18 protein-coding genes are annotated in these 21,036 nt (G+C 72.2%); 9 read left to right on the top strand and 9 right to left on the bottom strand.

What is annotated here, in order from left to right:
* Window positions 1-96 precede the first annotated feature (96 nt).
* The 6 genes from ACFP2T_RS40810 to ligD all read left to right on the top strand — a co-directional run bounded on the left by ACFP2T_RS40810 (window position 97) and on the right by ligD (window position 6,992).
* Window positions 97-564 (top strand): DIP1984 family protein, encoded by a 468-nt coding sequence (locus ACFP2T_RS40810; protein ID WP_377432087.1) that lies wholly within the window; start codon window positions 97-99, stop codon window positions 562-564.
* Between the two features lie 343 nt (window positions 565-907).
* Window positions 908-1,531 carry an ATP-dependent Clp protease proteolytic subunit gene (locus tag ACFP2T_RS40805; protein WP_377432085.1) on the top strand — a complete coding sequence of 208 codons (624 nt, stop codon included), beginning with the start codon at window positions 908-910 and terminating at the stop codon, window positions 1,529-1,531.
* Between the two features lie 148 nt (window positions 1,532-1,679).
* Window positions 1,680-4,991, top strand: a complete 3,312-nt coding sequence (locus ACFP2T_RS40800; RefSeq protein ID WP_377432084.1) for an AfsR/SARP family transcriptional regulator — start codon at window positions 1,680-1,682, stop codon at window positions 4,989-4,991.
* 9 nt (window positions 4,992-5,000) lie between these two features.
* The gene (locus ACFP2T_RS40795) at window positions 5,001-5,522 is read left to right on the top strand and encodes a GNAT family N-acetyltransferase (protein ID WP_377432082.1); all 522 of its coding nucleotides are present in this window, start codon (window positions 5,001-5,003) and stop codon (window positions 5,520-5,522) included.
* Window positions 5,519-5,989, top strand: a complete 471-nt coding sequence (locus ACFP2T_RS40790) for a DUF3224 domain-containing protein (protein ID WP_377432080.1) — start codon at window positions 5,519-5,521, stop codon at window positions 5,987-5,989. Before ACFP2T_RS40795 ends, ACFP2T_RS40790 begins: the two co-directional genes overlap by 4 nt.
* Window positions 5,990-6,029: 40 nt before the next feature.
* Window positions 6,030-6,992 (top strand): non-homologous end-joining DNA ligase, encoded by a 963-nt coding sequence (ligD, locus tag ACFP2T_RS40785; protein ID WP_377432079.1) that lies wholly within the window; start codon window positions 6,030-6,032, stop codon window positions 6,990-6,992.
* 18 nt (window positions 6,993-7,010) lie between these two features.
* On the opposite strand, the gene ACFP2T_RS40780 is transcribed toward ligD, so the two are convergent.
* The 7 genes from ACFP2T_RS40780 to ACFP2T_RS40750 form a co-directional block, all read right to left on the bottom strand.
* Window positions 7,011-7,724, bottom strand: coding sequence for a class I SAM-dependent methyltransferase (locus ACFP2T_RS40780; protein WP_377432078.1), 714 nt, complete (start codon window positions 7,722-7,724; stop codon window positions 7,011-7,013).
* A 111-nt stretch (window positions 7,725-7,835) separates the two neighbouring features.
* A complete protein-coding gene (locus ACFP2T_RS40775; protein WP_377432396.1) occupies window positions 7,836-7,988 on the bottom strand; it encodes a DUF418 domain-containing protein in 153 nt (50 codons plus the stop codon).
* Window positions 7,989-8,148: 160 nt separating this feature from the next.
* Window positions 8,149-9,492: an extracellular catalytic domain type 1 short-chain-length polyhydroxyalkanoate depolymerase gene (locus ACFP2T_RS40770; protein WP_377432076.1), complete on the bottom strand. Its 1,344-nt coding sequence runs from the start codon at window positions 9,490-9,492 to the stop codon at window positions 8,149-8,151.
* 184 nt (window positions 9,493-9,676) lie between these two features.
* Window positions 9,677-10,750, bottom strand: coding sequence for a LacI family DNA-binding transcriptional regulator (locus tag ACFP2T_RS40765; RefSeq protein WP_377432074.1), 1,074 nt, complete (start codon window positions 10,748-10,750; stop codon window positions 9,677-9,679).
* A 90-nt stretch (window positions 10,751-10,840) separates the two neighbouring features.
* Window positions 10,841-11,842: an asparaginase gene (locus ACFP2T_RS40760; protein WP_377432073.1), complete on the bottom strand. Its 1,002-nt coding sequence runs from the start codon at window positions 11,840-11,842 to the stop codon at window positions 10,841-10,843.
* Between the two features lie 18 nt (window positions 11,843-11,860).
* Window positions 11,861-12,637, bottom strand: a complete 777-nt coding sequence (locus tag ACFP2T_RS40755) for a Clp protease N-terminal domain-containing protein (protein ID WP_377432071.1) — start codon at window positions 12,635-12,637, stop codon at window positions 11,861-11,863.
* 82 nt (window positions 12,638-12,719) lie between these two features.
* On the bottom strand, window positions 12,720-13,136 hold the full coding sequence (locus ACFP2T_RS40750) for a hypothetical protein (protein WP_377432070.1): 417 nt from the start codon (window positions 13,134-13,136) through the stop codon (window positions 12,720-12,722).
* 405 nt (window positions 13,137-13,541) lie between these two features.
* Between ACFP2T_RS40750 and alaS the strand changes: the two genes are divergently transcribed.
* The gene (gene alaS, locus ACFP2T_RS40745) at window positions 13,542-16,208 is read left to right on the top strand and encodes an alanine--tRNA ligase (protein ID WP_377432069.1); all 2,667 of its coding nucleotides are present in this window, start codon (window positions 13,542-13,544) and stop codon (window positions 16,206-16,208) included.
* Between the two features lie 73 nt (window positions 16,209-16,281).
* On the opposite strand, the gene ACFP2T_RS40740 is transcribed toward alaS, so the two are convergent.
* Entirely contained in the window at window positions 16,282-17,970 is a 1,689-nt protein-coding gene (locus ACFP2T_RS40740; RefSeq protein WP_377432068.1) for a hypothetical protein, read from the bottom strand.
* Window positions 17,967-18,869 carry an ABC transporter ATP-binding protein gene (locus ACFP2T_RS40735; protein WP_377432066.1) on the bottom strand — a complete coding sequence of 301 codons (903 nt, stop codon included), beginning with the start codon at window positions 18,867-18,869 and terminating at the stop codon, window positions 17,967-17,969. The genes ACFP2T_RS40740 and ACFP2T_RS40735 overlap by 4 nt, the downstream gene beginning before the upstream one ends.
* A 166-nt stretch (window positions 18,870-19,035) precedes the next feature.
* Between ACFP2T_RS40735 and ACFP2T_RS40730 the strand changes: the two genes are divergently transcribed.
* The gene (locus ACFP2T_RS40730) at window positions 19,036-20,373 is read left to right on the top strand and encodes a sensor histidine kinase (protein WP_377432065.1); all 1,338 of its coding nucleotides are present in this window, start codon (window positions 19,036-19,038) and stop codon (window positions 20,371-20,373) included.
* Window positions 20,352-21,020 (top strand): response regulator transcription factor, encoded by a 669-nt coding sequence (locus ACFP2T_RS40725; RefSeq protein ID WP_465264293.1) that lies wholly within the window; start codon window positions 20,352-20,354, stop codon window positions 21,018-21,020. Before ACFP2T_RS40730 ends, ACFP2T_RS40725 begins: the two co-directional genes overlap by 22 nt.
* The last annotated feature ends 16 nt before the right edge of the window (window positions 21,021-21,036 follow it).

The following is a 21,036-nucleotide window of genomic DNA, read 5'->3' as shown; positions in this document are numbered from 1 at the left end:
GCGGGCCCTCCCCGTCCGATCGGTGACCCGCCCGATCTGCCCGATCGGGGTGATCCATACTTGTCCGGACCTGAGCCGGCCATGGAGGTAGGGACAGTGAAGCTTGCCGAGGCGCTGGCGGACCGCGCTGCCGCGAGCCGCCGGGTGGAACAGCTCCGGACGCGCATCGTGAGCAATGCCCGGTACCAGGAGGGTGAGTCACCCGCCGAGGACCCGGCGCAGTTGCTGGCGGAGGTCGGCGAGGCGCTCGACGAACTCGAATCGTTGATCCGCCGGATCAACCTGACCAACGCGGCGGTGGCGGTCGGCGACGGCACGCTTACCGACGCGCTCGCCCGGCGCGACGTGCTGCGGATGCGGCACGCGGTGGTCACGGCGGCGGCGGACGCGGCGGCCGGCCGGGATCAGCGCGGGGTCGGCCGGCAGCTCCGGTCCGAACTGAAGATGCTCGCCGCGCTACCGGTCGCGGAGCTGCGCGGTCAGGCCGACGTACTCGCGCGGGAGATCCGTGAGCTGGACGTACGGATCCAGCGCACCAACTGGGAGGCGGATCTGCTGGGCTAGCTTCGGCGATAGGGACGTGGAGCAGGTAGTCGTTCCGGAGGCGTGCACAACCGTGGGTCGGCGGTTTCCGGCCACTCTTTTGGCGCGCGAAGGGCAGCGCGGGGGTTCGACTCCCCAGCACACAGTGCAGCCCAGCACGGCGCACAAGTGATCGCGCATTGCGCACAGCACATCACCAACGTGCAGATCCGGAACGGCGAGGGCGGGATCGGGGTATCTCCACGTCGTCGACGCCACGCCAGGTCATGGCGGCGACACCGGCGCGATTCCGCCGAGGGCGCAAGCCGTGCGCTGACAGCGAAAGCGTGCGCCTTTCCGGCGGCTCCGTCACTACGTTGAGCCTATGACTGACCTGCACGCCCCTGTGGCACGTGGCGGAGACCCCTCGCCCAGCTCTCTCGACGACTCGGTATACAACCGACTGCTCAAGGAACGCATCATCTTCCTCGGCAGCGAGGTCACCGACGAGTTGGCGAACCGGGTCTGCGCCCAACTACTGCTGCTCGCCGCCGAGGATTCCGAGCGCGACATCAACCTCTGGATCAACTCTCCGGGCGGCTCGGTCTTCGCCGGCATGGCGATCTACGACACGATGCAGTTCATCGACAACGACGTGTCCACAGTGGCCATGGGGATGGCCGGCTCGATGGGCCAGTTCCTGCTCTGCGCCGGAACGCCCGGCAAGCGGTACGCGCTGCCGCATGCCCGGATCATCATGCATCAGCCGTCCGGCGGGATGGGCGGTACGGCGTCCGACATCGCCATCCAGGCCGAGCAGATGCTGCACACCAAACGGATGCTGCTGGAGATGATCGCCCGGCACACCGGGCAGACGTACGAGCAGATCGTGGCCGACGCCGACCGGGACCGCTGGTTCACCGCGACCGAGGCCCGGGACTACGGCTTCATCGACAAGGTGGTTGCCGGTGCCGGTCAGGTCCCCGAGAGCGCCGAGGCCGCCGGATAGCAGCCATCGGGGCGGCAAACGGTCAGCAGCCGTCGGAACGGCGACGCCACCACCTCTCACCTGCACCGCGCCCGAACACCGGGACAGCGCCGACCGTACGTAGACGCCCATGGATCGCGCGTGTCAGCATTGATCCGCGGATCTGGAGGTGGGCGTGCAGGTTCGGGGCGTGCTCGTGCAGGTGCTCGGTCCGGTCCGCGGCTGGCGCGACGGCCAGGAGATCGACCTCGGTCCGGCGGGGCGGCGCGCCGTGCTCGGCCTCCTCGTCCTGGCCCGGCGTCATCCCCTTCCGCGCGCCGAACTCATCGACGCGCTCTGGGGTGACCATCCGCCACCCACTGCGGCGAACATCCTGCAGACGCACGTGAAACACCTGCGTCGACAGCTCGAACCCGACCGCCGACCGCACTCGCCCAGCACGGTGCTGCCGGGCGTGGGCGACGGCTACGCCCTCCGGTTGTCCGACGAAGAGGTCGATCTCGGCAGGTTCCGTAGTCTGGTCGGCGCGGCCACCACCGCTCACCGGCAGGGTGACGTGCGGCGCGTCGCCGCCCTCTCCGGTCAGGCACTCGCGCTCTGGCGGGGCAATCCGATGGCCGACGTACCGCTGCTCGCCGACCATCCGAAGGTGTTGGCCCTGACCGGTGAACGGCAGGCGGCTCAGGCCCGGTACTGCGACGCGATGCTCGAACTCGGCGCGGGTGCCGAGGTGCTGTCCATCGTGGCCGAGGTGGCGGCCGGTCAGCCGTTCGACGAGGAGGCCCAGGCGCGGTTGGTCCGGGCGTACCACGCGATCGGGCAGCGGGCCCAGGCGTTCGCCGCGTACCGGGCGGCCCGGACCCGGCTCGCCGACGAACTCGGGGTCGATCCGGGCCCGGTGCTGGCCGCGGCCCACGCGGCGCTGCTGCGTCAGCCGGGACCCGACCGCAAGGTATTGGCCGAGACGGAGCCGGACCCGCCGGCCGGCGCCGAGGTCGCCACCCAGCCACCGGATCCGCTCCCGGAGCCGGCACCGACGCCGGCAAAGGTGCCACGACAGCTTCCCGCCGACGTGTACGGCTTCACCGGGCGCCGAACCGAACTCCGGGACCTCGACCGACTGCTCGCCGGGGGGTACGACTCCGAACCGACACCGGAGGAGTCGTCTGATCCACTGTCGACGGTCGCACCCGCACCCGCCACCCCGATCGTGGGACGCCGGACCACCGACGCGCCGCCGCCGGTGGTGATCGTGGCCATCTGCGGTACCGCCGGGGTCGGCAAGACCGCACTGGCCGTGCACTGGGCACACCGGCTCCGGTCCCGGTTCCCGGCCGGGCAGCTCTACGTCGACCTGGGCGGCCACGACGACGGGCAACCGATGTCCGCCGGAGACGCCCTGGCCCGGTTGCTCGCCGCACTCGGCGTACCCAGCGACGAGATCCCGCTCAACCTCGACGAGCGGGCCGCCCGGTACCGGACGGAGTTGACGGACCGGGCGATGCTCGTCGTGCTCGACAACGCCGCCTCGGTCGAACAGGTCCGTCCGCTCCTGCCCGGCACGGCGCCGGGCATGGCGCTGGTGACCAGCCGGGACACCCTGGCCGGTCTCGTCGCGCTGCACGGCGCCCGCCGGCTCGCCCTGGATCCGCTGCCACCGGCCGACGCCGTCAGCCTGCTCCGGTTGCTGATCGGTTCCCGCGCCGACGTCGAGCCGCAGGCCGTCGCGGAACTGGCCGAGCAGTGCGCCCGGCTGCCCCTCGCGCTCCGGGTCGCCGCCGAGCTGGCCGGGAGCCGGCCGGACGACCTGCTCGCCGACCTGGTCGACGAGCTGGCCGACCATCGTCGACGGGTCCGGCTGCTGGACACCGGTGGTGATCCGCGCGGGGCCGTCCGTACCGTCTTCTCCTGGTCCTACCGGCATCTCGCGCCGGCAGACGCGGTGCTGTTCCGCCGGCTCGGCCTGCATCCGGGTGCCGACATCAGCGGGTACGCCGCCGCGGCGCTCGCCGGCCTGGACGTGACCCGGGCGGACCGGGTGCTCACGGTGCTGGCCAGGGCGCATCTGGTCCAGTCGACCGGGCGGTCCCGGTGGGTAATGCACGACCTGCTGCGGGCGTACGCGGCCGAGGTGTGCGGCGCCGAGGATCCGGAGCCGGAACGGGCGGCGGCGCTGACCCGGCTCCTCGACCACTATCTGGTGACCGCCGCCGCGGCGATGGACGCCCTCTATCCGGCCGAGCGGCACCACCGGCCCGAGGTCCGGCAACCGGACGCGGACCACCGGGTCCCGATCCCGCCGATGGACGACCGCGACGTGGCGCGCGACTGGCTGGACGGCGAACGGGCGTCGCTGGTGGCGGTCTGCGGTTTCGCGGCGACCCAGGGCTGGCCGGCGTACGCGGTGTCGCTGTCCAACACGCTCTACCGCTATCTGGAGAGCGGTCACCACCTGGACGCGCTGGACATCCACACGCACGCCCTGCACGCCGCCCGGCGCTCCGGCGACGAGGGAGGGCAGGCACACGCCCTGACCAGCCTCGGTGCCGTACACCGGCTGCGCGGGCGGTACGCGGACGCCATCGAACACCACGAGCGGGCGCTGGCCATGCACCACCGCAGCGGCGACCGGTACGGCCAGGCGCGTACCCGGTCCAACCTCGGCATCGTGTACGAGCGCCTGGGTCAGCGGGATCCGGCGATCGAGCACCAGCGTCAGGCGCTCGACCTCTACGGGCGCCTCGATGACCGGTACGGCGAGGCCGGCGCGCTGACCAACCTCGGCAACGTCTACAGCGAGTTGGGCCGGTACGAGGAGGCGGCGGAACTCCTCGGCCGGTCGTTGGGCCTGTTCCGGATCCTCGGTGACCGGGTCGGCGAGGCCATCGGACTGTGCAACCTCGGTGACGTGCAGCGCGAGTTGGGCCGGTACGACGAGGCGGCGGCCACCCTCCGGCGCTCCCTGACCCTGTTCCGCGAGGCCGGGCACCGCAACGGCGAGGCGACCGCGCTGTCCAACCTGGGCCGGGTACACACGTCGATGGGCCGGTACGACCGTGCCGCCGAGGAGTTCGGGCAGGCGCTCGGCTGGTTCCAGGAGACCGGCCACCGGTACGGGGAGGCGAGCGTCCTCAACAGCCTCGGCGACGTGCGGTATGCCGGTGGACATCTCGCCGAGGCGGGCGCCCGGTACCGGGCGGCGCTGGCGATCGCCGTCGAGACGGGCGACCGCGACGAGCAGGCGCGGGCACAGCTGGGTCTCGCCCAGGTGGATCGGACCGCCACCGCTGCCCCGACCGGCCCGACCGGTTCGAACGGCCCGACCGGTTCCACCAGCCCGACCGGTTCCACCAGCCCGACCGGTTCCACCAGCCCGACCGGTTCCACCGGCCCGACCGGTTCGACGGGCCCGGCGGGTTGGCCGGGGCAGCCACCGCTCGGCGACGATATCGGCTTGTCGACTCCGGGGCGCCGCCACTAGCGTCGCGGCGTGCTGATTCGAAGGTTCGCCGAGGCCGACTGGCCACAGGTGTGGCCGATCGTCCGGGAGGTCGTCCGGGCGGCGGACACGTTCCCCTACGACCCGCGGATGACCGAAGAGCAGGCGCACGAGATCTGGGTCGAGGCCGGACCCGGGCTGACGGTCGTCGCGGTCGAGGACGGGCGGGTACGCGGCACCGCCAAGATGGGCCCGAACCGTCCCGGCCCGGGAGCGCACGTCTCGACCGCCAGCTTCATGGTCGCCGCCGATGCCCGGGGCCGGGGCGTGGGTGGTGCGCTGTGTCGGTTCGCGCTCGACTGGGCCCGGTGGCACGAGTACGCGGGCATGCAGTTCAACGCCGTCGCCGCGTCCAACCACACGGCGGTCGCGCTCTACGAGCGGCACGGCTTCGAGGTGGTCGGGACGGTTCCGGGCGCCTTCGCGCATCCGACGTTGGGCCGGGTGGGCCTGCACGTCATGTACCGGGAACTGGAAGATCTGTCGGACGGCGGCCATACGATCACCGCATGACGCAGTCGACGGACCCCACGCTCGCCGCCGGCACCGAGGCTCCGGCCCCCGGCACCGAACCGTTCGCCCCCGGCACCGAATCGTTCGCCTCCGGCAGCGAGATCACCGCCGAGTTCGAGGTCACCGGATGGGACGAGCGGGCCTACGACGAGCCCGCCGAGGGCGGGACTCTGGCCCGGGTGACCGTCCGGAAGGCCTTCCGCGGTGCCGTCGACGGGACCAGCGTGGCCGAACTCCTGACGGCGGCGAACCGGGCCTATGTGGCGTCCGAACGCTTCACCGGCAGCATCGCCGGCCGGCACGGCTCGGTGGTGTACCAGCACGGCGGGGTGGACGACGCCGAGAATCCCCGCACCTTCGGGCACATCGTCCCGGGCACCGCGACCGGTGACCTCGCCGGGCTTCGCGGCACGATCACCTTCCGGCACGACGACACCGGGCACCACGTCACGCTCGTCCTCGGCTGACCGGGTTGACCTCGAACCGGTGCCCCGGGAAGGTGGTCGGATGACGGGCAAGGACGAGGTACGGGACGGCGTACCGCTGACCAACCTCGATCAACCGCTGTTCGACGGCGCCGACGCCACCAAGCGGGACCTGGTGGAGTATCTGGACGCGGTCCACGACCAACTGATCGGCCAGCTACGGGACCGGCCGCTCTCGGTGATCCGGGTGCTCCGAGGCCAGGCGCCGTTCATGCAGAAGAACGTGCCGAAATACACCCCGGACTGGATTTCGACGGTCCCGGTCTGGGCGGAGGCCTCGAAACGCGAGGTGTCGTACGCACTCTGCAACGACCGGCGCACCCTGCTGTGGTTCGGCAACCAGCGCGCCGTCGAGTACCACCCCACGCTGGCCCAGGTCGCGCACCGGGAGCATCCGACCCACCTGGTTCTCGACCTCGATCCGCCGGGATCGGCCGCGTTCCCGCTCGTCGTCCGGGCCGCCCACCTCGTCCGTCAGGCCCTCGCCGAAGCCGGTCTGACCGGCGTGGTCAAGACCAGCGGGGCGAAGGGCGTGCACGTCTTCGTCCCCGTCGACCGGTCGGCACCGATCGACGATGTCGCCGCGGCCACCCGCGCGCTCGCGGCCCGGGCGGAACGGCTCGATCCCGCGCTGGCGACCACCGCCTTCATCCGGGAGGACCGGGACGGAAAGGTGTTCCTCGACTCGACCCGGGCCGGCGGCGCGACGGTGGTGTCGACGTACAGCCCACGGATCCGGCCGGGGGTGCCGGTGTCGTTCCCGCTGGACTGGGAAGAACTGGAGCACGTCACTCCGGGCGACTTCACCCTGCGTACCGTGCCGGGGCTGATCGGCGACGGCGATCCGTGGGCCGACCGGATGCCCGAGCCGCAGCGGCTGGACGCCGGACTGATCGAGGAGGGACGCGCCATCCCGATCGCCCGGGTGCAGGCGATGCACGAGGGCAAGCGGCGGGCCCGCGCGCGCCGCGAGGCGGCCGGCTGATCCTCCGCCACACCCCGCTCATCCGGTCGTGTAGTAGGAACTGACCGCGGGCTGGCCGGTGTAGTTCGGTCCGGCACGGTCGTCGGCACCGAGATAGCGGTACGGCAACGCGCCCGCACCGGGACCGGTCCGGCCGATCCGCCGTCGCCGTGCGTCGACGGTGAAGCCCGCCGCGCGCAGTTGGGCGTTCAGCCGGCGCCCGGCGGGCCGACCGTCGGCCAGCCGTACGGCCCGCAGATCGAGATCGGCGACGAACCGACCCTCCTCGGCGAGCCAGCCGGCGACCCGGTTCAGCAGGCCGAGCTTGTCACCGACGTAGTGCAGCCCGTGCACGCAGGTGATCAGGTCGAATTGGCGCGTCGGTGCCCAGGTGCCGACCGGGGCGCACACCAGTTGCGGCGGCACGCCGGTGCTGGACGGCGGGTCGAAGAAGTCGACCAGGTCCACTCCGACGAGACTCACCCGGTCGTCGAGCCCGGCCCGGTGCAGCCGCTCGGCGGTCTGGTGCAGGGCGCGGGCGCTGCCGCAGCACAGATCCAGCCAGCCGATCGGGATGTCGCTCCGAGCCCCGGAGCCGTCCGGGCCTAGTCTGGCGACGAGCCAGTCGAGCGGATTGAATCCCAGTTCCCGGGTGTAGCTGTTGACGCCGTCGAGCTGGCGTTCCCGGTTCATCGCCGAGTTGGCCACCACGGCCGACAACTCCAGCGCCCCGTCGTCGAGCAGTCCCCCCATGTCACCGCACTCTTCCAGCACCCGTGCCGCCGATCGCGCGCGGTACGACGATCGGCCACGCCGGGGGGCGCGCCGATCGTCGTACCGGAATCGGGTGGTTGGGGCCGGTGGTCAGCTCGGGTCCCGGCGCCAGGTGGGAACGGTGGCGTTGGTGACGGCGCGGAGGCAGAACTCGGCGGGGCCGTAGCGGTACCTGCCGAGCCACCACGCACTGGCCAGCAACTGGACCAGGAAGATCGGGACCGCGACGAGGACGGCGACCAGCGGCGAGACTAGAAGACCCGGCTTCCCCGCCGGCCCCGAGAAGCGGGGCGGCGGGTTGCCGGCGGGGGATCAGCCGCCGGCAACCCGCCCGTCCCTCGCGGCCCGGCCCTTGACCTGCGAGTGGGTTACTGCTGGTGGTGCCCGGGCATGCCGGGCCGGATCAGGTGAGGGCGCAGTTCACGCCGTTGAGGGTGAACGAGGAGGGCCTGCCGGTGTTGCCGGTGTGGTTGGCCTGGAAGCCGATCCCGACCGAGGCGTTCGGGCCGATCGTGCCGTTGTAGCTGGCGTTGCGGGCCGTCACGGCGCCACTCGTGGGGCTGTAGGAGGCGTTCCATCCTGAGGTGATGGTCTGTCCGGACGGCAGCGTGAAGGACAGCGTCCAGCCGTTGATGGCGCTGGCGCCCCGGTTCGTGATGGTGATCGCGGCGGTCAGGCCGGTGCTCCAGGCGTTGACGGTGTAGCCGACCATGCAACCGCTGGGCCCCGGCGGGGTGTTGGTCGGCGGCGGGGTCGTGGTCGGCGGGGGCCCGGTCGGCGGGGTGCTGGTCGGCGGACGCGGGGTGGTGGTCGGCGGGTTCGTCGGAGTGTCGGTGTTCAGCCCGAAGAACCGGATCGCCTCGGCCGCGTTGACCGGCAGGTTGTGCGGTACGCCCTGCATGCTGATCGCCTCGACCGGCGCGGTCCCGCCACTGCCGCCGTAGCGGGTACGGGTATAGCCGGACTGGGGCGTGTCGGTGAAGGTCGGCGTCTGGCTCAGCCCGTGGACGTTGGTCCACTGCTTGATCTCTTCACCGAAGTTCGGATACCGCAGGGTCTCGTCGTTCGTACCGTGCCACAACTGCATCCGGGGCCGCTGGCCCGTGTACCCGGGATAGGCCCCCCGGACCAGGTCGCCCCACTGCTGGGCGGTCCGGATCACCTGCCCGTTCGCACACTCGCTGTTCCACGTGGAGCCTCCGGTGGTGGCGAAGCAACTGTGCGGCACCCCCGCGAAGGCAGCACCGGCGGCGAACACGTCGGGATAGTTGCCGAGCAGGACGTTCGTCATCATGGCGCCGGAGGAGACGCCGGTGGCGAAGACCCGCGCCGGGTCGGTGTTGTACCGCTGCTGGACGTAGCGGACCATCGACAGGATCGACACCGGGTCGCTGCCACCGTCGCGGCGCAGCGCCTGCTGGGAGTAGACGTCGAAGCACTGGCCACTGCGGGTCGCCGAGGGATAGATGACGATGTACCCGTACCGGTCCGCCAGCGAGGCGAACTGGGTGCCGGAATAGAACGCCGGGCCGGTGCCGGTGCAGTAGTGCACCGCGACCAGGATCGCGGGCCGCGCCGCGACCCGGTCCGGCACGTAGAGGTGCATCCGAAGATTGCTGGGGTTGGTGCCGAAGTTGGTCACCTCGGTCAGCGTCGCCGCCGAGGCGGGCGTGGCCACCGTGAGGCCCAACAGGGCCAGGGCCGCCGCGACCCCCGCCGCGCCGAGCACTTGTACGAGCCGTCTCATCCCGATCCCCTTCCAGTCCACCGGTCCCCGGCGACGACAGCGGTCGTCGGACGTGCCGAAGACCCGAAACATTCCGAAGTATCGATGGGAATATTTCGAGGCGCAATACATAGACGGGTCCTGATTTAGTTCGGGCTCCGGCCAGACCGGCGACAACCATTCCCCGACTCGGGGTTACCGCAGCTCAGAGCGCAGATACCCGACCCGGAGCCCGGCCGCTCGGGCGCGGCGGTGCGGTGCTCTCGCGTACGACGAGTTCGGTGGCCAGCTCGATACGGTGCTGCTCCAGCGGCCCGCTGTCCGCGAGATCGATGATCATCCGCGCGGCGGTCGCCCCCATCCGCTCCAGCGGCTGCCGGACGGTGGTCATCGGCGGGCCCGACCAACGGGTGAAGGAGAGATCGTCGAAGCCGACCACGCTCAGCTCGTCCGGGATCCGGACCCCCGCCTGTCGGGCCGCCTCGTAGACGCCGAACGCCTGGAGGTCGTTGGCCGTGAAGATCGCCGTGGGCGGGTCCGGCAGGTCGAGCAACTCCCGACCGTCGGCCAGGCCACCCTCGACGTACAGCCGGCTGATCCGGACCAGTTCGGGATCCACGGGTACGCCCGCCGCGTCCATCGCCGCCCGGTAACCGTCCAGCCGGGCCCGGCAGCACGGCCACTGGGTCGGGCCGCTCAGCATGGCGATCCGGCGGTGGCCCAGGTCGAGCAGGTGTCGGGTGGCGGCGAGCCCACCGTTCCAGTTCGTCGCCCCGACCGAGGGGGTCTGGTGCAGCGGCTCGCCGGTCGGATCCACCACGACGAGCGGGATCGACCGCGTCGCGAGCTGCGACTGCTGCGCGACGGTCAGCTCGGAGAAGACCGCGATCACCCCGGTCGGGCGCCGGGTCAGCACCTGCTCGGTCCAGGCTCGACCCGGCGTCAACCGACCCTGCATCTCGGTGAGTACGACGGCCAGGTCATGCTCCCGGGCCACCTTCTCCACACCTCGGATGATCTCCAACGCCCACAGGCTCTCCAGGGCGTGGAAGACCAGCTCCAGGATGGCGACCGAAGTGGACGCCCCCGGTCGGCGGTAGTCGTGCTCCCGGAGAATCGCCTCGACCCGCTCGCGGGTCTCCAGGGCCACCCCGGTCTGTCCGTTGATGACCCGGGAGACCGTCGGTGCGGACACCCCCGCCAACCGGGCGATCTTCGCAACCGTCAGCACCCTGCCACGCCCGCCGCTCCGGGTGGGCTGCGAATCGATGCCGGTCATCGCCGCAGCCTACGCGAAACATCTGGGACGATACCGACCCGGAACCGGCACACGGGTCATGATCCGGCGCGGTTGCACCGACGACGGTGTTCAGCCGTCCCCGCTGCCGGGGACGGCGAGATGATCGAACCATTGGCGTGCCGCCGCCACACCACCGTCGGAACCGAGGGCCACCATCAGCGCGACCCGTGCCTTCTCCGGGGCCAGACCACGGGCGCCGATAGCGCCGATCTTCGCGGCCAGCCCGGCCGGGGCCGGCAGTTCCGACAACCCGACCGGACGGGTACGACACCGCGACGCGACCACCACCGGGATGTCCGATCCGGTCAGGTCGCCGATGGTCACGAAGAGGTCGACCGGGATGTTGCCCAGCCCCGTGCCCTCCAGTACGACGCCCCGGGCACCGGCGTCGACGACGGTGGTGAGCAGCACCGGATCGATGCCGGGGTAGGTCTTTATCAGGGCGACGTCGGACTCCGGCCCGCCGTGCGCCTCGGGCGGCCGGGGCGGCGGCGTACCCAGCATCTCGACCCGGGTACCGACGACCCGCCCGAGTACGCCAGCCGGCGCCGACGAGAAGGCGCGCACGGTGGTGGCGTCGACCATGCTGACCCAGCGCGCGGCGTGTAGTTCGTCGTCCACACAGACCACCGCGCCGGCTCCGGCCAACGTCGGATCGGCGGCGGCGGCGATGGAGGAGGCCAGGTTGCGCGGGCCGTCGGCGGAGAGTTCGTCCCGGTGCCGCACCGCGCCGGTCAGGACGATCGCGCCCCGCGACGCGGCGGGGCCGGCCATCAGGTCGACGAGGAAGGCCATCTCCGCCAGGGTGTCGGTGCCGTAGCTGATCACCACACCGTCGAATCCGTCGTCGGTTATCGCCGCCCGGACGCGTCGGCCCAGTCCCAGCATCGTCGCCGGGGAGACGTCCCAGCTCGGCTCGGCCAGTACGTCCTCGACCACCACGTCGGCGGCGAGCAGATCCCGGGGAAGAGCGTCGAGCAACTCCGCGCCGGACGCCACCGCCTCCCCACCCGGCCGGGTCGAGTAGGCGATGGTGTCCTTGGCCGCGAGCAGCAGAACACGGCTGACCATTTTCCGCTCCCGCTCCGATCAGTTCTCGCCGGTCACGCCGGCCCGTTCCTCCAGCCGCTCGATCCGCGCGACGATCGGCTGGACCTCCCGGGCGACGGCGGCGGCCAACATGCCCGCGAGTTCCGTCGGCGTCCCGGCGGCGCCCGCCTGTGCGGGCGGCGGCTGGGCCTGGGCCCGCAGGTGGACGTAGCCGGCCAGCGCCGCCGCGACCGCCCGCCGGGTCAGTCGGAGTTCGGCTCCCCGGGACCGGAGCAACTGCCCGGCGACCCCGTCGGGCTCGGCGACCAGTCCGAGCAGCAGGTGCTCACAGCCGACGTAGTTGTGGCCGAACGCGGTCGCCTCGGTGACCGCGAGTTCCAGCGCGTTGGCCGCCGGACCGCTGAAGTGCTGGGACGTGCTGTCGGCGGCGACTCCGGGTTCGGCCGTCGACTGGCCGGCGAGGTCGCTGGCCAGCCGCTCGGGCTCGATCTCCTCCACCCGGAGCACGTGCAGGGCCAGGTTGCCACCCTCGGCCAGCAGGCCGTCGAGCAGGTGTGCCGTGCTGACGCCGGCCGACCCGCCCGCTCGGGAACGCTCGATGCCGAGCCTGACCGCTGTCCGGGCCCGCGCGGTGAAATGCGGCAGCCGGGCGGCCAGGTCGGCATCGTCGAGTTCGCCGAGGGCGGTCTCCCGAATGGCGGTGACCCGCCGTACGGCCTGCTCCAGCGCGCGTTGGCAGACCGCCGACACCGGTACGCCCGAGGCCCGCACCGCCTCGGCCAGTTCGTCGGGCAGGTAGACGTTGATCTTCGGCATCACGGCCCCTCCATTCATCGGTCCCGCCAGGAGCACCGACACTATAACCCCGTTGGGGTTACAACAATACCCCCAACCCCGATCAGCGCAGGTCCGCCTCGTCGTCGGCCACCGGACCACCCAGCTCCCCGGTCCCGTACCGGTCGAGGACCTCCAGCACCCGCCTGCCCCAGCGCTCGTGTGCGGCCTGCCGACTGACCCCCGCCGCCCGCGCGATCAGTTCCCAGGTCACCCCCCAGCGCCGCAGTCCGACGACGCTGGGCAGCGGGTCGACTCCGGCGGTCAGGATGATCCGGAAGTGCAGCAACTGCGCCGCCACCTCGCGCCAACGGCCGGCATCGCCGTCCTGCTCCGCCAGCCACTGTGGACTGCCCGGCACCGGCCGCCCACCGATCAGCAGGTCAGCCTGTCGGCTCGCCTCGTTGACGGCGGCGTCGACGGATGCCGTGACGGCACCGGACACGTCCACGGCGAGCGCGGTCTCCACGAATTGATCCATATCTGTCAGGGTAGCCTTGACGACACATCGCGTCAAGGTAAACCTGACAGAACTGGCGCCACCTCCGGCGAATTGCATTCCGGCACCGGACCGGCCGTGCGCTATGGTCGGTGCACGGACCGGGCCGGGCGGCGCCAGCGGGCGAAGCGGGCCAACAGGTCGGTCAGGACGATTCGGAGCGGGCTGATGGCCACGGTGGGGCGGCGAGCTACTTACGCCGAGCTGGGGAACGAGGACAGCGTCCTCGCCTGACCCCCTCGGCCCGGCTCGGCGTACGCCATTTCGGCCCGCCCATCCGTCCTCCGCGCGAACGAGCCCCGGACGGACACCGCGAGGACCCGTCACGACCACCGGCCGTACGGGTTCCGGTGCGCGTTCGCCACCCCGCCCGACAAGGCCAGTGCCATGCGCTCTTCCGACATCCGCCGGACCTTTCTCGACTACTTCAGCGACCACGGCCACACCCGGATCCCGTCGAGTCCGCTGATCCCCGACGACCCCGGACTGCTGCTCACCATCGCCGGGATGAACCAGCTCAAGCCGTACTACCTCGGCGAGAGCCAGCCGCCGCAGCCGCGCCTGACCAGCGTGCAGAAGTGCGTCCGTACCTCCGATATCGACAATGTCGGCCGGACCACCCGGCACGCCACGTTCTTCGAGATGCTCGGCAACTTCTCCTTCGGCGACTACTTCAAGGCCGACACCATCGCGTACGCCTGGGAGTTGTTCACCCGGCACTATCCGCTCGACCCCGACCGACTCTGGATCACGGTGTTCTCCGACGACGACGAGTCGGTACGCCTGTGGCGCCGGGTGGGCGTCCGCCAGGCCCGGATCCAGCGGCTCGGGATGAGAGACAACTACTGGTCGATGGGCGTACCCGGGCCGTCCGGACCGTCCTCCGAACTCTGCTACGACCGTGGCCCGACGTTCGGCCCCGAGGGCGGGCCGGCGGTGAACGACGAACGGTACGTCGAACTCTGGAACCTGGTGTTCATGCAACACCTGCGGGGCGAGGGCGACGGCAAGGAGGACTTCCCGATCCTCGGCGACCTGCCCACCCGCAACATCGACACCGGGCTCGGTCTCGACCGGCTCGCCGCGATCCTCCAGGACGTCGACACGATCTGCGAGACCGACCTGCTCGCACCCACCCTCGACGTCGTCCAGGAACTCGCCGGACGGCCGTTCCCCGGCCACGACGGCAGCCCGGAATCGGTCTCCTTCCAGGTCGTCACCGAGCATGCCCGGTCCACCGCGTTCCTCATCGCCGACGGCGTACTACCCGGCAACGAGGGACGGGGCTACGTGCTGCGCCGGCTTCTGCGCCGGGCCATCCAGCACGCGCGCAGCCTCGGCATCGGAACGCCGGTGCTGGCGGCGGTGACCGGCAGCGTCGTGGAGAACCTCGGCGGGGCCTGGCCCGAACTCGTCGCTGGCCGCGCGCTCATCGAGGCGGTCACCCAGCACGAGGAGGAGAGCTTCACCGGCACCCTGCGGCAGGGCGGGCGCCTGCTCGACGCGGCGATCGGCCGGATCCGTGGCACCGACACGACCCGCCTGTCCGGCGAGACGGCGTTCGAACTGCACGACACGTACGGCTTCCCGATCGACCTCACCATCGACGCCGCGCGGGCGGCCGGGCTCACCGTGGACGAGGAGCGGTACGCGGTGCTGCTGGACGAACAGCGCCGCCGGGCCAGGGGCGGCGGCCGGGGCCGGACCGCGACGCAGGAGCGCCGCCTGGACACCTACCGGCGGTTGCTGACCCGGCACGGGCGTACCGACTTCGTCGGCTACACCGACACCGTCGTCGAAACCGAACTCCTCGCCGTACTGCGGGACGGCCGACCGGTGGAGACGGCAGGCGTCGGCGACCGGATCGAGCTGGTGCTCGGCCGCAGCCCGTTCTACGCCGAATCCGGCGGGCAGGTGGGCGACCACGGCAGCGTACGCGCGACCGACGGAACGATCGTGGAGATCACCGACACCCGGTACGGCGTCGACGGCTTCCACGTACACGACGGTCTGGTACGGCACGGCGAGGTCCGGTCCGGCCTGCGGGTCGAGGCTGGGGTCGACGGCGAGCGGCGGGCGGCCGTCGCCCGGTCCCACTCGGCCACCCACGTGCTGCACGCCATGCTGCGGCGGGTGCTGGGCGACCACGCCCGGCAGCAGGGCTCCCTCGTCGCACCCGGACGACTGCGGTTCGACTTCGCCCACTTCTCCCCGGTCGACGGTGCCGAACTCGACAGCATCGGCACCCTGGTCAACGACTACCTGCTGGACGATCCCGAGGTACGGGTCTGGCACGCGAGCCGGGTCGAGGCCGAGGCGGCGGGCGCGACCGCCTTCTTCGGCGACCGGTACGGCGAGCAGGTCCGGATCATCGACATCGGCGATGCCTCCCGGGAGCTGTGCGGCGGCACCCACGTCGGGCACGGCACCCAGGCCGGGCCGGTCCGGATCGTCGGCGAATCCTCCGTCGGCGCCGGACTCCGCCGGATCGAGGCGCTGACCGGCCGGGACGCGCTGCGGTACGCCGACACCGAGCGGCGGCTGCTCGCCGAGGTCGGCCAGCTCGTCGGCGCCCGACCGGACGACCTGCTCTCGACCCTGGCCAAGCGGCTCGGCGCGCTCGCCGAGGCGGAGGAGGCGCTGCGCCAGCACCGCCGGCACGAACTCGACACGATCACCGGATCGCTGCTCGGGCAGCGCCGGGCGGTCGGCACCGGCTGGCTGGTCAGCGCGCTCCGCGACGACCTCACCGGCACCGAGCTGCGGTCGGTCGTACTCGACATCCTGGCGCGGTGCCCGGTCGACGAGCCGACGGTCGCCGTACTCGCGGTCGTGGACGACGGAAAGGCGCAGCTCGTCGCCGGGCTCAGTCCCGCGTTGCTGGACCGGGGCGGCCAGGCCCGGGACGTACTCGTGGAGGCGGGCCGGGTGATCGGCGGCGGGGCCGGCGGGACCGGCAACCTGGCCAGCGCGGGTGGCCGCCAGTCGCACCGCATCCGCGAAGCCCTCACCCGGGCCGAAGCGGCGGCGGGTGAACTACTAACCCAGATCTGATGCTCCCGTGATCACGTAGCGTCCGGCCGGTCGGGGCAGGCCGGACGTTACGTGATCAACAAGCTCGACAACGTCAGCGGCGGGAGTGGCGGAGGGTGGTGGTGAGGAAGGCGATGGCGAGGAGGGCTAGGGCGAGGGCGCCCACCGCCAGCGGTGCGGGGCCGGTCTGGCGGCCGTCGACGCGTACCGCGCCCATGAAGTCGAGCGCGGCGATGCCGTTCAGCACCGCATACCAGAGCGGGAGGTAGCTGGCCTGGAAGAGCCGGTGGGTACGGCTCAACACCCCGCACACCAGCGCCAGCGACGGTACGAAGACCAGTCCGGCGCCCCAGGCCGCCAGCCCGGCGACGTCCTGGGCGAGCAGCATCCGCAGCATCGGCACGAGCCCGGTCAGCCCGGCGATGGCCAGGCCGGCCCCCCATTCCGCCAGCATCCGCCGCCGGGCTCCCGGATAGGCGCCGAGCAGCGCGTCCACCCCGTACTCGTGGCGTTGGGTGCCCAGCCGGGACCAGAGCAGGACCGGCCAGATCCAGGCCAGCGGCAGGATCACCGCCGGTACGGCCGCGATCGGCGCCACCGCCCCGGCCGCGCCGAGCAGTCCGGCGCCGAGCCACCACCAGCGCGACCCGGAGCGGCGCAGTACCCGCACCTCCCCGCCGACCAGTCGACCGAACCCGTCCACGGCGCGCAGGCGCGGACCACGGGCCGAGCCCCGGTGGGAAGCCAACCAGGACGGCACCGTCCCGATCCTCCGCGTCCCCGGCACACCGACCGCCACCGCCCCGGGCATCCCGGGCAGCGGCATCCCGGGCAGCGGCATCCCGGGCAGCGGCATCCCGGGCAGCGGCATCCCGGCCGGCGCGGGCTGGGGCGGGCCGGCGGTGGGCTCCGGGCGTCGACGGGTACGCGCCGGGTCGAACCGGCCGAACCACAGCACCGGCAGCAGCGCTATCCCCGCCGCGACCAGGACCAGCAGCAGCCGCTGCGCGACGAACCCGAAATCGACGTCGGGACCGGACCACTCGAATGTCCGCAGTGGATGTTCCAGGTACATCAGTCCCAGGCTGAACTCTCCATCCACCGGCTCGACCTGTGCGGCGGCGAGGCTGGCCCGCAGCGATCGGGCCACCCACTGCACGCCGAGTCCACCCAGCGGAGCGTCCGGCCCCTGCCCGACGATCACCCCGACCATGGCGCCGAAGAACCAGACGATGTTGCCGAACCCGCCGCGCAGCGGGCGTACCGAGTCGAACAGCACCGCCGTCGCGGCGGCCACCGCCAGCACGGGAACGGCGAGCAGGCCGAACGGCATCAGCAACGCGACCGGGTCCACCGCGCGGTCCTCGCCGCGGGCCAGTTGCATCACCAGCCCGGTCGCCGCGAGCACGCCCGCCATCGAGCCCAGCACCATCAGGTTGCTGAGGAACTTGCCGAACAGGTAGCCGGAGCTGCGCAGCGGAGTCGCGGCGAGGACCTGCCCCACGCCCGTGCGCTCGTCCCGGACGACGCTGCCGCGTACGACGTAGAAGCCGGCGACCGTCAACCAGAGCGCCCCGGCCAGCGCGGTCACCATGCCGACGTAGGCGCTGTTGTAGACGCCCCGGTGGTCACCGGCGTTCACGATCACCCAGCGGCTGTCGACCTCCGGCACCGCCAGGTAGCCCAGGCCGACCGCGGCGGCCAGCACCACCGCGTACGCCGGTCGGCGTACCCGCTCCCGGAAGTCGGCCACGGCGACGGCGAGCGGCCCGCGTACCGTCATCGGGACACCGTCCACGGCGTGCCGCCGGTCGGTTGGCCCGGCTGGTGGATGGCGTCGAGATAGGCGTCCTCCAGGTCGGGCGGTACCGGGGTGGCCGCCGGACCGGGCGAACTTGGCGACAGCACCCGGACCCGTACGCCGGACGGCGTCCGCACCATCCGGCTGACCACGTGCCGGGCCTGGACCCGGGTGACCTCGGCGGGATCGACCAGCAGCTCCCACACCCGCCCCGCACTCGCCCGGAGCAGTTCCTCCGGGGTACCCCGGCGACGGATCCGCCCCTGGGCGACGATGGCGATGTCGGTGGCCACCGACTCGACGTCCGAGACGATGTGCGTGGAGAGTACGACCACCCGGTCGGCCGCCAGCTCGCCGAGCAGGTTACGGAACCGCACCCGCTCCTCGGGGTCCAGCCCGGCGGTCGGCTCGTCGACCACCAGCACCCGTGGATCGGCCAGCAGGGTCTGGGCGATGCCGACCCGGCGCAGCATCCCGCCCGAGTACTTCCCCAGCGGCCGCTTTCCGGCCCCGGTAAGGTTGACCAGCTCCAGCAGTTCGTCGATCCGGGCCCGGCCGGTCCGCGCCGGCAACCCCTTGGCGGCGGCGAGATAGCCCAGGAACTCCCGGGCCGTCAGGTTCGGGTAGACCCCGAAGTCCTGCGGCAGGTAGCCGAGACATCGGCGCAGCAGATCCGGCCGGGCCAGTACGTCGACGCCGTCGAACGTGACCTGCCCGCTGCTCGGCCGGGTCACGGTGGCGGCGATCCGCATCAGCGAGGACTTGCCCGCCCCGTTCGGCCCCAGCAGCCCCAGCACCCCGGCGCCGAGTCGCAGCGTCACCCCGTCGACCGCCCGATGGCCACCCCGATAGACCTTCACGATGTCTCGCAGTTCGAACACGTTCCGCTCCCCCCATTCCTGCTCGATCCGGGCCGGACGAGCAGACCATTCGGGCCGGCCGTCGGGCACGGGGCGCAGGCACCGGAATCGGGGTAGGGCTGGGCATACCTTCGGACTATCTCCAGCCGGATGGGCCGCGCCCACCCCGCCGGTTAGCGTGGTGGGCGTGTCCCGGCGGAACCCTCGTACGCTGCTGGAATCGGTGACCCGACGCCGGTTTCTGCTGACCGGCTGGCCCTGGCGGGCCCTGGCGTACCTGCTGACCACCCCGCCGGTCGCGCTCGCCTGCGCGATACCGCTCGGGCTGCTGGGTCTGCCGTGGCTGTTCCTGCTGAGCCGGGGCGCCGAACTGGGCCGCCTGCCGCTCGGTGTGCTGGTGTTCCTGCTGCTGCTCGGGGCGGTTCTGCTCGCCGGGTTCGGGCCGCTGCTCGCGGTGCCGCTGGGCGGGCTGGAGCGGGCCCGGCTGCGGCTGGTCGACTCCCGCCCGGTCGGCTCCGGGCACCGTACGCCGCCCGCCCCGGACCCGTGGTCCTGGCTCCGGACCCGCTACACCGAGCCGGCCACGTGGTTGACGCTCGGGTACGCCGGCCTGATGGCGACGGTGGCGCTGGTGCTCTCGTCCGCCGCCCTGGCGCTGCTGCTCCTGATCGGGGTGCTCGTCGCCAGTCCGCTGCTGGTGGCGAGCGGCGAGGGCGCGATCTCGATCGGTATCGCCGAGGTCGACACCGTCGGGCAGGCGCTGCCGTACACGCTGCTCGGGCTGGCGTTGCTGGTCGTCGTGCCGTACCCGGTGGCGCTGCTGGCCGGCGCGCACGGCCTGCTGACCCGGGCGCTGCTGGCCGGCGGTACGCACGCGCGGTTGCGCACCGAACTGGTCGAGGTGTCCCGGTCCCGGGCCCGGCTGGTGGACGCGTTCGAGGCCGAGCGCCGCCGGATCGAGCGCGACCTGCACGACGGGGCCCAGCAGCGGCTGGTCAGCCTCACCCTGCAACTCGGGCTGGCGCGGGTGGAGATCCCCGCCGACTCGCCCGGTGCGGTGGCGGTGGCGGACGCCCACGAGCAGGCCAAGGTCTTCATGATGGAGCTGCGGGAACTGATCCGGAACATCCATCCGAAGGTGCTCACCGATCGCGGGCTGCCGGCGGCGGTACGCGACCTGGCCGACCAGTCGGCGGTTCCGGTGACCGTCGACGCCGAACTGCCCGGACGGCTGCCGAACGCGGTGGAGGCGACGGCGTACTTCGTCGTCGCCGAGGCGCTGACCAACATCGCCAAGCACAGCGGCGGCACCGCCGCGCGGGTCTGGCTACGCCAGCGGAACGACCTGCTGACCCTGGAGGTCCGCGACGACGGGCGGGGCGGGGCCGATCCGGGGCTCGGCACCGGATTGACCGGGCTGGCGGACCGGGTCGCGGTGATCGACGGCAGAATGTTGCTGTCCAGCCCGCCCGGCGGGCCGACCCTGCTACGCGTGGAGCTGCCGTGCAGCCGCAACGACCCGTGATCCGGGTAATCCTCGCCGAGGACGGTGTGCTGCTCCGCGAGGGGCTCGTCGGCCTGCTCGGCCGGTTCGGGTTCGAGGTCGTGGCCGCCGTCGGGGATGCCGAATCCCTCGGTAGGGCCGTCGCCGAGCACGGCCCGGACCTGGTGCTGACCGACATCCGGATGCCACCGGACTTCACCGACGAGGGGCTGCGGGCCGCCGTGGAACTGCGTCGTGCCCATCCCGGGCTGGCCGTGGTCGCACTGAGCCAGTACGTCGAGCAGAGCTACGCCGCCGACCTGCTCGACGCAGGCGGTGGCCGCCGGGTGGGCTACCTGCTGAAGGACCGGGTGGTCGACGTGCCGGAGTTCGTCGGCGCGCTGCGCCAGGTCGTGGACGGCGGCACCGTCGTCGACCCCGAGGTGGTACGCCGGCTGCTGCGCCGGCAGCGGGATCCACTGGCCCGGCTCTCCGCCCGGGAGCGCGAGGTGCTGGCGCTGGTCGCCGAGGGCCGCTCGAACGCCGCCATCGCCCGCGTGCTGGTGGTCTCCGAGGCGGCGGTGGGCAAGCACGTCGGCAACATCCTCGCCAAGCTCGACCTGCCCCCGACCGAGGACACCAACCGCCGGGTCCTGGCGGTGCTGGCGTACCTCACCGGTCAGCGCTGAGCCGCCGGAGGTGTCG

It is taken from the genome of Plantactinospora solaniradicis, assembly GCF_042658085.1.
Taxonomy (GTDB): Bacteria; Actinomycetota; Actinomycetes; order Mycobacteriales; family Micromonosporaceae; genus Plantactinospora; species Plantactinospora solaniradicis.
This window is presented reverse-complemented; position numbering and strand designations above follow the sequence as displayed.